This window comes from Amycolatopsis sp. TRM77291, assembly GCF_054166285.1.
This window is the reverse complement of record NZ_JBSZHF010000001.1, coordinates 3,028,718-3,040,476: the sequence shown is the minus strand read 5'-3', so window position 1 is coordinate 3,040,476 and position 11,759 is coordinate 3,028,718. Positions and strand designations below refer to the sequence as shown.

10 protein-coding genes are annotated in these 11,759 nt (G+C 68.4%); 2 read left to right on the top strand and 8 right to left on the bottom strand.

The features are described from left to right. Window positions 1–23: 23 nt before the first annotated feature. The 5 genes from ACXIZN_RS14390 to ACXIZN_RS14370 form a co-directional block, all read right to left on the bottom strand. Window positions 24–677 carry an alpha/beta fold hydrolase gene (locus ACXIZN_RS14390; protein ID WP_457960517.1) on the bottom strand — a complete coding sequence of 218 codons (654 nt, stop codon included), beginning with the start codon at window positions 675–677 and terminating at the stop codon, window positions 24–26. 75 nt (window positions 678–752) lie between these two features. Further along, window positions 753–1,673 carry an ABC transporter permease gene (locus ACXIZN_RS14385; protein ID WP_457954948.1) on the bottom strand — a complete coding sequence of 307 codons (921 nt, stop codon included), beginning with the start codon at window positions 1,671–1,673 and terminating at the stop codon, window positions 753–755. Beyond that, window positions 1,670–2,614: an ABC transporter permease gene (locus tag ACXIZN_RS14380; protein WP_457954947.1), complete on the bottom strand. Its 945-nt coding sequence runs from the start codon at window positions 2,612–2,614 to the stop codon at window positions 1,670–1,672. The genes ACXIZN_RS14385 and ACXIZN_RS14380 overlap by 4 nt, the downstream gene beginning before the upstream one ends. After that, window positions 2,611–4,191, bottom strand: coding sequence for an ABC transporter substrate-binding protein (locus ACXIZN_RS14375; RefSeq protein WP_457954946.1), 1,581 nt, complete (start codon window positions 4,189–4,191; stop codon window positions 2,611–2,613). The genes ACXIZN_RS14380 and ACXIZN_RS14375 overlap by 4 nt, the downstream gene beginning before the upstream one ends. Further along, on the bottom strand, window positions 4,188–5,930 hold the full coding sequence (locus ACXIZN_RS14370; protein ID WP_457954945.1) for a dipeptide ABC transporter ATP-binding protein: 1,743 nt from the start codon (window positions 5,928–5,930) through the stop codon (window positions 4,188–4,190). Before ACXIZN_RS14370 ends, ACXIZN_RS14375 begins: the two co-directional genes overlap by 4 nt. A 233-nt stretch (window positions 5,931–6,163) precedes the next feature. Between ACXIZN_RS14370 and ACXIZN_RS14365 the strand changes: the two genes are divergently transcribed. Both ACXIZN_RS14365 and ACXIZN_RS14360 read left to right on the top strand, forming a co-directional pair. After that, the gene (locus tag ACXIZN_RS14365) at window positions 6,164–7,150 is read left to right on the top strand and encodes a methyltransferase family protein (RefSeq protein ID WP_457954943.1); all 987 of its coding nucleotides are present in this window, start codon (window positions 6,164–6,166) and stop codon (window positions 7,148–7,150) included. Beyond that, window positions 7,147–8,082 carry an alpha/beta hydrolase gene (locus tag ACXIZN_RS14360; RefSeq protein ID WP_457954941.1) on the top strand — a complete coding sequence of 312 codons (936 nt, stop codon included), beginning with the start codon at window positions 7,147–7,149 and terminating at the stop codon, window positions 8,080–8,082. The genes ACXIZN_RS14365 and ACXIZN_RS14360 overlap by 4 nt, the downstream gene beginning before the upstream one ends. Window positions 8,083–8,694: 612 nt before the next feature. Here the strand turns inward: ACXIZN_RS14360 and ACXIZN_RS14355 are convergent. From ACXIZN_RS14355 to ACXIZN_RS14345, 3 genes are read right to left on the bottom strand one after another with little or no spacing between them, the layout of a single operon-like run. Then, window positions 8,695–9,282 carry a TetR/AcrR family transcriptional regulator gene (locus ACXIZN_RS14355; protein ID WP_126732189.1) on the bottom strand — a complete coding sequence of 196 codons (588 nt, stop codon included), beginning with the start codon at window positions 9,280–9,282 and terminating at the stop codon, window positions 8,695–8,697. A 41-nt stretch (window positions 9,283–9,323) separates the two neighbouring features. After that, complete coding sequence (locus ACXIZN_RS14350; protein ID WP_457954939.1) at window positions 9,324–10,958, bottom strand: amidohydrolase; 1,635 nt, start codon at window positions 10,956–10,958, stop codon at window positions 9,324–9,326. A gap of 3 nt (window positions 10,959–10,961) precedes the next feature. Further along, window positions 10,962–11,753, bottom strand: coding sequence for a molybdenum cofactor biosynthesis F family protein (locus ACXIZN_RS14345; protein WP_457954938.1), 792 nt, complete (start codon window positions 11,751–11,753; stop codon window positions 10,962–10,964). Between the last annotated feature and the right edge of the window lie 6 nt (window positions 11,754–11,759).

The following is an 11,759-nucleotide window of genomic DNA, read 5'->3' as shown; positions in this document are numbered from 1 at the left end:
GACGCCACCGAAGCCGTGGTCACCTAACCGAGGAACTCCAGCACCGCGGCCTTGAACTCCGGGCTCCGCAGCGCCCCGCCGTGGTCCCCGGGTACCCGCACCAGCGAGGATCCCGGCACCAGCTCCACCAACGTCTCGATGCCCTGGCTCACCGGATCCTCCACACCCGCCACGAAGCGGGTCGGCACGGAGACGGCACCGGAAACCGGGGCGAAAGGCTCCGCCCGCAGGTCTTCGATGCACCGCGCGAGCGCGGCCGGGTTCCGCCCCGGCGCGGTGATCATATGCGCGATCATCCCCGTCAGCGGATCCGACGGCGCCTTGCCGCCACCGGCGAAGGCCAGCGCGGCCGTGACGTCGACAGCACCGAACGGTTCGAAGGGGCTCACACCGGCGAGCACCAGCCGCCGGACCGGCGCCCGCGCGGGCAGCTCCCAAGCCAGCCGTGCTCCCAGCGAGTAGCCGACGACATCCACTTCGGACAGACCCGAGACCAGCCGGGTCAGTTCGGAGGTGATCGCGACGGCACCCAGCGATCCCGACGGGGCCGGGCTGGAGCCGTGCGCGGGAAGGTCCGGTATGAGCACCTCGCGGCCCGCGGCGGTGAGCGCGGCCGGCCACCCCGTGGTGATCCAGTCGGTATGTCCGTCGGAAGCGAATCCGTGCACCAGCAGCACAGGCGGTCCCACGACGGTTTCGGGAGCGAACCGGCGCACGGCCAGGGAAGTAGTGGCAGACAACGGGATCCTTTCTCAGCTGCCGGAGGGGCGGCGGGTGCGCAGGCGCTGCATCTCGCTCAGCGTCCGCGCGCGGGCGTCGACGGCGATCCGCAGCGACGATCCGATGAGGTTCAGCAGGAACACGCACACCATGATCGTCACGCCGGGCGCGATCACCAGCCAGGGCGCCTGCACCAGATACGAGCGGCCTTCGGCGATCATGTTGCCCCAGGTCGGGGTCGGGGGAGCGATACCGAGACCGAGGAAGCTCATCGCCCCGTCCACGAGCATCGCGGCCGCGGACAGGATCACCACCTGCACCAGCGCGAGCGGCAGCACGTTCGGGAACACGTGCACGACGAGGATCTTCCACCGGCTCATCCCCGAGACCCTGGCGGCTCCGATGTAGGCGCGGCCGGCGATGCCGAGCACCCGGCTGCGGATGACGCGGGCGGTGAACGGCGTGAAGATCACGGTCAGCGCGATCAGCTCGGTCCAGATACTCGCGCCGAGCGAGATCGCCAGCGCCATCGCGAGGATGATCGCCGGGAACGACATCCAGGCGTCCATCACCCGCATCAGCACCGCGTCGGCGGCGCGGAAGAACCCGCTGATCAGCCCGATCACCAGGCCGGTGAACGCCGCGCACAGGGTGATCAGGGCGGACAGCCCGAGCGACGCGCGGCCGCCGGAGACCAGCCGGGCGAGCACGTCCCGGCCGAACGAGTCCGTGCCGAGCGGATGCGCGGCCGACGGCGGGAGCAGCCGGTTCACCGGGTCGGTCGCGCTGACGCTCGGCAGGAAGAACGGCAGCACGATCACGGTCAGTACGATCATCGCCAGCACCGCCGTGGTGATCACCAGCATCCGGTTCCGCCGGAACACCCGGGCCGCACGGCCGGACGACGGCTTTTCGCGCACCGGCGACGTCTTTTCCACGAGAGCCACGCTCACGAGACACGCACCTTCGGGTCGAGCAGCGCGTACGAGAGGTCCACCAGCAGGTTGACCAGCACGAACAGCACCGCGACGAACAGCGTCACACCCTGGATCAGCGGGAAGTCGCGAGTGGACACCGCGCCCATCAGCAGATGGCCGAGCCCTGGCACGACGAAGATGGACTCGATGATCACGATCCCGCCGACCAGCATGGCGAAGTTGCTGCCCAGCTGGGTGATCAGCGGCATGAGCGCGTTCGGCAGGACGTGCTTGGTCATGACCTGCCGTTCCGACAGCCCCTTGACCCGCGCGGTGCGCAGATACGCCAGGGGCAGCTCACCGAGCAGGCTTTCCCGCAGGGTGAGCACGAACAACGCGGTCTGCCCGATGACCAGCACGGTCAGCGGCAGCACCAGGGCGGGCACCGCCGTCGCCGGGTCGGTGAACAGGTTCTCGTAGCCGCTGGAGGGGAACCAGCGCAGGGTCACCGAGAACACCAGCACGAGCATCAGGGAGATCCAGAAGTCCGGCATCGCCATGCCGAGCGCGGAGAGCCGGTCCAGCGCCCGCGCCACCGGATTGCGCGGCGACACCGCCTGCCACGAGGTGATCGCGACCGAGAGGAAGAAACTGATCACCGTCGAGAGCACGGCCAGGGTCAGCGTCGGCAGGATGTGGTCGGCGACCACGCCGAGCACCGGCGCGTGATAGGTGATCGACGTACCGAAGTCGCCTTGCAGAACGTTTCCAGCCCAGCTGAAGTACTGCTCCCAGATCGTCCCGTTCAGTCCCATGCTCTCCCGCAGGGCGTCCACATCGGACGGCCGCGCGGTCGGGCCGAGGATCGCCTGCGCCGGGTCGCCGGGGATCAGCCGGATGACGAAGAACATCATCGTCCCGACGATCACCAGGATGATCACCAGGTCGCGCAGCCTCCGCAGCAACAGACCGGTCATGACGCCAGCCAGGTGTTCCAGAAGACGCGGTAGAAGTCGCCGTAGCCCTTGAGCTTGGGGGAGTAGGCCGCATACAGCTTCGACTGGCTCAGCGTGATCACCGACAACTGCTTCCAGGTGAACGCCTGGAGCTTGTCCACCACCGCTTTCGCCTGCTCGGGCGTGGTCGAGGCGTTGAACTCGGCCATGAGCGCGTCGAGTTCGGGCGACGACGAACCGTTCAGCGTGCCCAGGGTGAGCGCGGGCATCTGCGCCGGCGAAGTCAGCGCCGAGTCGAAGAACAGCGTGGTGATGTCCCAGCCGCCGGGTTCCTTGGTCAGCGTGCCGAGCATGGTGGCGAAGTCGAAGGTGTCGATCTTGGTGTTGATGCCGATCTTCGACAGGCTGTCCTGGATCAGCACCGCCCACTTGCCGAACTCCGGGTACGAGTTCGTGGTGACGATACGGATCGTGGCACCGGTGGTGATCCCGACCTCGGCCAGCAGTCGCTTGGCCTTCTCGGGGTCGTGTGCCTTGTAGACCTCTTCGCCCGCGGTCGAATAGAACTGCTTGTTGTCCGGCGACGCGAAGGCGCCGGTCTCGATGGTGAGGTCCTTGCTGCCACCGGTGGCCGCGTTGATCGCGGGCTTGTCGAGCAGCAGGTTCAGCGCCTCGCGGGCCCGGGGGTCGGCGAACTTCGACCCGGTGTTGAAGTTCGGGATCACCACGTTGTCGTTGCCGCCGGGGAGATTGTGCACGACCACGGCCGGGTTGTTGCGAAGCGGCTCGTATTGGTCGTTCGTGGGCATGATGTGGTCCCACTGGCCGGTCTGGAGGCCGTTGATCAGCGCGTCCTGGTCGGAGACCACCTTGTAGGTCACGGTGTCCAAGTACGCGTGCTTGGCGCCCGCCTGCCCGCCCCAGTCCTCTTCGGACCGGGACTTGTAGCCGTCGTACCGCTCCAGCACCAGTTCACGGCCGATGTCCCAGCTCTTGAGCTTGTACGGCCCGGTCCCGATCGCCTTGTCCTGGGCGAACCCGGTAGGCGCGACACCGGTGAGGTTCTTCGCCTCGTAGATCTCCGTGCCCGCGCCGGCGAGTTCGTTGATCAGCGGGTAGCGCGGCTTCTTGAGCTTGATGGTCACGGTCGCCGGGTCGGCCGGCGTGATCGCCTCGATGTCGGGGGTGACCAGCTGGCCGGTGCGATGCACCTGCTGCCACCGCTTCAGGCTCGCCACGACATCCTCGGACGTCAGCGGATTGCCGTCGTGGAACGTGACGCCCTGGCGCAGCTTGAAGGTGTAGGTGAGCCGGTCCGGGCTGGTGGTGTAGTCCTCGACCAGCATGGGGCGGGCGGTGAAACCGCGGTCCACTTCGAACAGCTTCTCGTACATCATGTTGCCGATATGCGCGGTCACCTGGCCGGGGTTGGCGACCATGTCGAGCGACTGCGGATCGGTGGGCACGGCGACCTTCAGGTTGCCGCCCCGGACCGGCGGTCCGTCGGCGGCCCCACCACCGGCCTGCACTCCCATGCACGAGCCGAGCAGCAGGACGGTCGCCAGGCCGAGCGCGGCCTTGGTCATGGTTCGTCTCATGGGTTCCGCACTCCAATTTCGGGGTTCGCCGCGAGGAGACGGCGGGTGTACTCGTGCCGGGCGCGGAGCCGGATCTCGTCCGGCTCGCCGATCTCGATCAGTTCGCCCCGGTACATGACGCCGACGCGGTCGGCGACCGAGAGCACCAGGCTGAGGTTGTGCGTGATGAACAGGAAGCTGAGCGCCCGGGTGCGCCGCAGGTCCAGCAGCAGGTTCATCACCTGGCCCTGCACCGAGACGTCGAGCGCGGAGGTGGGCTCGTCGGCGACGATGAGGTCCGGCTCGGCGGCGATGGCGCGGGCGATCGAGACGCGCTGCCGTTGCCCGCCGGAGAGCTGTGAAGGCAGCTTCTTCGCGGTGTCGGAGGGGAGGCCGACCTCGTCGATGAGTTCGGTGACGCGGCGGTCGAGTTCGGCGCCGCGGAGGCCGGTGAGTTCCCGCAACGGTTCGGCGATGATCCGGGCGGCGGTGTGGCGTGGATCGAGCGAGCTCTGCGGGTCCTGGAAGATGAGCTGCGCGCGGCGGCGGAACGCGCGCTCGTCGCCGTCGAGCCCGGACGGCGTGCACCGGTGCCCACCGAAGGAGATGGTGCCGGAGGTGGGCGGCTCCAGTGCGCTCACCAGCCGGCCGAGCGTGGTCTTGCCCGAACCGGATTCCCCGACCAGGCCGAAGAACTCGCCGGGAGCGATCTCCAGCGAGACGTCCTTGACCGCGTGCACCTCGGGCTCACGGCTCAGTGAGAAGCGGCCACGACGTCCGTATACTTTGGACACGGAATCGATGACGAGCGCGGTGCCCTCACCGGTGTCTCCGGTCTTCGCGCGGCTCAACGACCTCGTCTCGGTGGCGACCGCCGATTCACCGTTCATCGCGGCTTCCAGCAGTGCCTCGGAGATGGTGGGGAAACCGTCGCGCCTGCTGACCCCGAGCTGGGGAACGCAGTCGAGCAAAGCCTTGGTGTAGGGATGCTTCGGCGTGTACAGAATGTCCTCTGTGGACCCGAGCTCGACGAGTTCGCCGCGGTACATCACCGCGATCCGGTCCGCCACCTGCGCGGCCACGCCCATGTCGTGCGTGATGAAGACGCACGCGGTGCCGTGGTCGCGGCGGACCCGGTCGAACAGGCTGAGGATCTCCGCCTGCGTGGTCACGTCCAGTGCGGTGGTCGGCTCGTCGGCGATCAGCAGGCTCGGATCGGCCATCAACGCCAGCGCGATCATCACGCGCTGCTGCATCCCGCCCGACATCTGGTGGGGATAAAGGGAAAGCACGCGGTCAGTGTCGGTGAGGCCGACCTCCTTCAGCAGGCCGCGCGCCTTCGCCTCGGCCTCGCGGTGCAACGGCGTGCCCTTGCGCGCGGCCTGGCGCGGCAGGGAACCGGGCTTCCGGTAGGCCTCGATCAGCTGTTTCCCGACCCGCTGGCTCGGGTTCAGTGAATCCAAGGCCTCCTGGAAGATCATGCCGATCCGCGGGCCGCGGTACGCCCGCATCTCGTCGGCGGAAAGCCGCGTGACGTCCACGCCGTCGACGGCGACCTCGCCGCGCGTGAACACGGGCGCGACGAACTCCAGCAACCGGATGATCGACAAGGCCGTCACCGTTTTACCGCTGCCGGATTCGCCGACCACGCAGAGTGTCCGGCCTTGGTCGAGATCGAACGAAAGTTCGCGTACCAGCTCGCGTTCGGTCTCGTCGGCGATGACGCCGACGGTGAGTTCTCGTAATTCGAGCAGGGTCATGAATCCCCTTTCCCGAGCCCGCCCGGAGCGGGCCGCACTGCCGGGGAACGGACCTCCGGCGGGGGTAGTTCTACGCATGTTGACACTGGGGGAGTGCGCTGTCAATGGGTATATTCTACGAATGTAGGAAGTTGATATCCGGCGGGTTTTCCCTGGTAGTGGGCGAAAATTCGCACTGGATTCTTTTGTCTACACCTGTAGACTCTCGACCGAAACGAGCTGAGGAGGCACCCGTGAGCGGGTCGACCAAGACTGCCGGTCCCGAGCGGATCGTGGACATCGCCGTGGGCTACATGGCGGCCAAACAACTCTTCGCGGCGAGCCGGATCGGTCTGTTCACCGCGCTCGCCGGCGGACCGCTGACGGCGGCGGAACTGGCGGGAACTACCGGCAAACCGGAGAAGATCACCCGCATTCTCGGTGACGCCATGTCATCGCTAGGTCTTCTGTCCCGTGTGGACGAACGGTACGAGCTGGCCCCGGACGCCGCGGAGTACCTCGGCGGCGGAGACCTCGATCTGGCACCGTTCCTGACGTTCCTCGACACGATCAGCTACCCGCACTGGCTTCAGTTCGGCCACACGGCCGACAGCGGCGAACCGGGCAAGCTGGAGATGGACGACGCGCGCTGGGGCACGTTCATGTCGGGAGTCATGACGTACAACGCCCTGCACGCCAAGATGCTGGCCGGCGCGTTCGACTTCGGCTCCTATCGAAAGCTGCTGGACCTGGGCGGTCTGTCGAGCGCGTTCGCGGTCGAAGCCATGAAGGCCAACGGTGAACTGCGCACCACGTTCGTCTTCGACCCGGGTTTCACCGAGTCGGTCACCACCGCGGCGGCCGAGGCGGGGCTCGCGGATCGGGCGACCGTCGTCGGCGCGGAGACGCCCACCGCGCGACCCGACGGCGAGTTCGACCTGGTGATGGTCAACCACGTCGTCCACCGTTTCGACGCGAAGCAGAACGCGGAGATCCTGCGCAACGCCCGCGCCGCCGCCGCGCCGGGAGCGACACTGCTGCTGCTCGACTTCTTCCTCGACGACGACGCGGTGCAGCGGCCGATCGACGCGCTGCACGCGGGGGAGTACCTGGTGATCGACGGGACGGTCGTCTACCCGGAGGCCGAGGTTCGCGAGTGGCTGAGTGGGGCGGGCTGGCGGGTCACCGACCGGCTCGCGCTGCCGGGCAGCCCGCGGGTGCTGGTCGCGGAAGCGGTGTGACCGTGACCCTCGATCCCGCGGTCAAGGAACTCCTGGCCCGCAGCGCTCCCGCCGAGGCTCCTGCCGGACCTCTGACCGCTCCCGAGCTGCGAGCCGCTTTCGCCGCTTCGTGGCGACGCCCCGAGTCGGTCGAAGAGGTCGCCTCGGTGACCGACCACGTCCTGCCCTCCGGGGTGCGGGTGCGGATCTATCTGCCCGAGGCCGTGGAGCCGGTGCCCGCGTTCGTCTGGATCCACGGGGGCGGGTGGACGATCGGCTCGATCGACGAGAACGAGGTCGCGTCGCGCGCGGTGTGCAACGCGGCGAAGGTCGCCGTCGTCGCGGTCGACTACCGGCTCGCGCCCGAGCATCCGTACCCGGCGGCCCCGGACGACTGCTACGCCGTCGTCGACTGGCTCGCCGCGGGCGGCGCGGGGCCTTCGGTGGACGGGACGCGGATCGCGGTCGGCGGGGAAAGCGCGGGCGGCAACCTGTCGACGGTGGTCTCGATGATGTCCCGTGACCGCGGTGGCCCGCCGATCGCCGCGCAGGTGCTGATCTGCCCGGTCTTCGGTCACCCGGACGACGGGTTCCGGTCCTATGTGGACTACGCGGAGGGTTTCGGCATGACCGCCGGGGCGATGCGGTTCTTCTTCGAGCAGTACGTGCCGGATCCGGCGCGCCTGAACGATCCGTACCTGCTGCCGCTGCGGGCGACCGACCTGACCGGGCTCCCGCCGGCGCTGGTGCTCACGGCCGAGTACGACGTCCTGCGCGACGAGGGGGAGGAGTTCGCGCGGCGGCTGACCGACGCCGGGACCCAGGTCGAGCTGACGCGCTACTCGGGCCAGATCCATGGCTTCTACGGCCTGTACACGGATCTCCCGGCCTCGCCGCGCTCACACCGGCACGTGGCGAGCTTCCTGACCCGGACCTTCGACCGCAGCGTTTAGTCCTCCGGATGCGGCCAGCGGTGTCCAGATGCCGATCTCGCGTGCCATCGGCCAAACCAGGCGTCCTGGGCGCCGTGCCCTCGGTCCGTGAAGGCCTCCTTGCCTACCCTGAGGGTGGTGAAGGAGGCCTTCACCACCGGCCGGCGTGGCCCTCGTGACACCGGGACCGCCGTGACGCCAGACCACTGCCCCGGGAGTTCGTGAAGGCTTCCACCTGGCCGGCTCGTGTCGCGAAAGCCACTTTCGGGACACAGGACGTCGCGAAAGTGGCTTTCGCGACACGCCAGACTGCCTTGCCCCCAATAGAACCGGAACTCGCGTGCTTGGAGGCGTAACTCGCGTGCTTAGGGGCGTGACTCGCGTGCTTAGGGGCGAAACTCGCGTGCTTGGAGGCGCGACTCGCGTGTTGGGAGGCGCGACTCGCGCGTGTGGCCTGATCACGTGAGATACGCCCTGAATCACGCGAGATCGGTGCCCGATCACGCGAGTTACGCCTCCAATCACGCGAGTCGCGTCTGTGGGTGCGGCGACCGCCGCGTTTAGTCCTCTGGATGCGGCCGTTCGCACTACGTACTACCGCATTCAGGGGACGAAACGCGGTAGTACGTAGTGTCAGGGGCGGGTCAGGCGCTCGAAGAAGGATTCGAGGTGCTGCCGCTGCAAGGCGACCGTCGAGAACTCCCCGGCGACCAGGCTCATCACGTTCGCCCCGGCGTTGATCAGCACGACCTCGTCGACCAGCTGCTCGTCGGGGGTCTCGGTGACGATGTCGCCGTCTTCCCGGCCCTCGGTGAGGTACCGGTGCAGCAGGCCCCGCCACGAGCGGATGTGCTCGAGGTACTTGTCCTGCAGTTTCGGGTTGGTCAGCGAAAGCTGCCAGAAGGTGAGCAGGACGCGCCCCGCGGCGATGCGGTCCTCGTCGATCGGCATCGACGACACGCACAGCTCGCGGAGCGCGGTCAGCCCGCGTAACTCGTCCAGCTCCACGTACTCGCGCATCATGCCGAGCGCGCGTTCGTAGGTGGCCTGGATGATGTCTTCCTTGCTCGGGAAGTACAGCTTGAGCGCGCCGTTGGCGAAGCCGGCGGCCGCCGCGATCTCGCGCATGGTGGCGGCCTCGATCCCGCCCTGGGTGATCAAATCCCAGGTGACGTCGACGATATGGCTGCGCCGCTCGTCGTGGTCGATGATCTTCGGCATCGGCAGACCTCCCGCACTGGTTCTTCTACCAGTGTAGGAGATCAGACGCGCTGATACACGCGGTGCCCGGCGAACCACGTTTGCGTCACCTTTGTCTTGACGAGAGCCGACGGGTCGGTTTTGAACGGATCGCGGTCCAGGACGACGAAATCCGCCGACTTCCCGGGGGTCAGCGAGCCGGTGACGTCTCCCAGCCCCATCGCGCGCGCGGCGGCCAAGGTGAAGACCTCGATCGCCTCGGCCAGGGTGATCGCCTGCTCCGGCCACAGCGCGCCGGGGAACGTGCCGGTCGGATCTTGGCGCGTGACCAGGCCGTGGATGCCTTCCCACGCGTTCGGGGACTCGCTGACCGGCCAGTCCGAACCACCCGCGACCAGTGCGCCTTCGTCCAGCAGCGACCGGTTCGGCTGCATCCGCCCGGCCCGCTCGCCGGGCAGGACTTCGGCGATGGCCGCCGGGATGACGCCGGGCACCCACAGGAACGGCGAGATGTCCGCGGCGACACCCAGCGCGGCGAAGCGGGGGAGGTCGTCGGGGTGGACGAACTGGCCGTGCGCGACCTGGAACCGTGCTTCGGCGAAACCCTCGGCGCGCACTTTCTCGACGGCGTCGAGCGTCGCGCGCACCGACGCGTCCCCGGTGCAGTGCACCTTGGCCGAGAGCCCCGCCGCGGCCGCCGTGCGCAACCAGTCCACGAGTTCCTCGCCCGGCATGGTGGTCGCGCCGTGGTGACAGGCCCCGTGCGCGGCGTCCGGCAGGTACGGCTCCAGGAAGGCGGCGGTCCGCGTCGGCGGGACACCGTCGAGGAAGATCTTCACGAAGTCCGGCCGGTGATGCTCGCTCCGGTACTGCCCGGCGACCTCCAGCAGCGGCGCCCCGATTGGGTCGAAACCGAAGATAGGGTCGTTGATCAGCAGTGACGAAACGACCCAGGCGTGTAGCTCGCCCGTGTCGTCGAGCGATTTCAACGCCCGCAGGATGTCCGCGGAGACACCGGCGTCCTGGAACGCGGTGACGCCGTACGAGTGCAGCGTGCCAATCCCGTGCCTCGACGCCGCGACGTGCTGCTCCGCGGTGAGCGTCCGTGTTTCGCTGAGCGCCCGCTCGACGGCGACGCCCGCCGCTTCGAGCAGAACGCCGACCGGCTCCCGGGTCGAGGGGTCGCGGACGATCTCCCCGCCGGCCGGATCGGGCGTGGAGGCGGTGACGCCCGCCAGTTCCAAGGCCCGGCTGCTCACCCAGCGGTTGTGCCTGCTGTCGTCGGAAAGCATGACGGGGCGTCCGCCGGCGGCCTCGTCGAGCGCGTACCTTGCCGCGGCCCGCGAAAGGGTGCCGACCAAAGTGGACGCCCAAGCGCCACCCACGACCCATTCGTCCGGTCCGAGCCCCGCGGCCCTCGAGCGGACGGCAGCCAGGATGTCGTCCAGCCCGGCGTCGGCGCCGAAGTTCAGCTCGAACAGTGCCGCGCGTCCGGCCAGGGCGTGGTGGTTGTGCACGTCGACCAGACCGGGCATCACGAACGCGCCTTCGAGGTCGACGACCTCGGTGCTCGGGCCGCGTTCGATGTCCTCCAGCGACAGCACCTTCCCGTCCTTGATCGCCAGTGACGACGCCCAGGGCCGGTGGCCGTCCACTGTGTACACCGTGGCGTTGGTGAGGACGATGTCGGCGGTCAACGCTCAGCTCCCGGCCGGGTCGTAGGCCTCGGGGTGCACGGTGGTGCTGAGCAGCCTGCCGTGCGCGCCGAAGGTGAAGTGGGTCGGAGTGCTCCCGGTGGCGTCCAGTCCGAAAAGAACACCGTGTGAGCGCAGCCGTTTCGCGTCACGGTGGTCGGCGACGGTCACCGAGGCGCACGGGATCACCTTCTCCCGCCAGGCGAAGACGTAGATCCCCGGCCGCAGCTCGTAGACCGAGTTCTCGTCGGTGTCCGCGAGCCCCCGCTCCGGGCCGGCCAGGCACTGCCACGTGTACCAGTGCGGGCTGAGATACACGTGCTCGTAGGCGTGCTCCGTGCTGTACACCCACAGCACCCGGCGTCCGACCAGCGACGTGGTCGGGGCGAGCGATTCCCCGGTCGGCTCGATACCGCCGATCGTGGCGGCCACGAAGGACTGCGTGACGCGGGGCGAGGTGTCACCGATCTTGCTCAGCACCAAAAGGGCGCGGCCGCGGCGCAGGTCCAGCAGCAGGGTGAACGCCTCGTCCTGCCGGGCCTGCGGATGGAACTGGACGTAGTAGAGGTCGTCGTCGACCAGGAACGTCTCGCAGCGGTCGGTGCCCGTGCCGTGGTAGGTCCACTCGAGCCGGGTGCCGGAGAAGGCCGCGGTGAACGTGGTGCCGTCTTCGCAGGCGAGTTCGAAGGCGCGGCCGTGCAGGTCGCCGACCGTGGGCGCCTTGTTCGCGTCGAAACCGGGGGCGAGACCGTCCAGCGGCAGCCAGGTGGACGTGTCGGACAGGGTCAGTTCGGGCATCGGTGC

Coding starts and splice junctions, on each gene's coding strand:
- ACXIZN_RS14375 (WP_457954946.1), bottom strand. CDS start 4,191: ATGAGACGAACCATGACCAAGGCCGCGCTCGGCCTGGCGACCGTCCTG.
- ACXIZN_RS14355 (WP_126732189.1), bottom strand. CDS start 9,282: ATGCCGAAGATCATCGACCACGACGAGCGGCGCAGCCATATCGTCGAC.
- ACXIZN_RS14345 (WP_457954938.1), bottom strand. CDS start 11,753: ATGCCCGAACTGACCCTGTCCGACACGTCCACCTGGCTGCCGCTGGAC.
- ACXIZN_RS14370 (WP_457954945.1), bottom strand. CDS start 5,930: ATGACCCTGCTCGAATTACGAGAACTCACCGTCGGCGTCATCGCCGAC.
- ACXIZN_RS14380 (WP_457954947.1), bottom strand. CDS start 2,614: ATGACCGGTCTGTTGCTGCGGAGGCTGCGCGACCTGGTGATCATCCTG.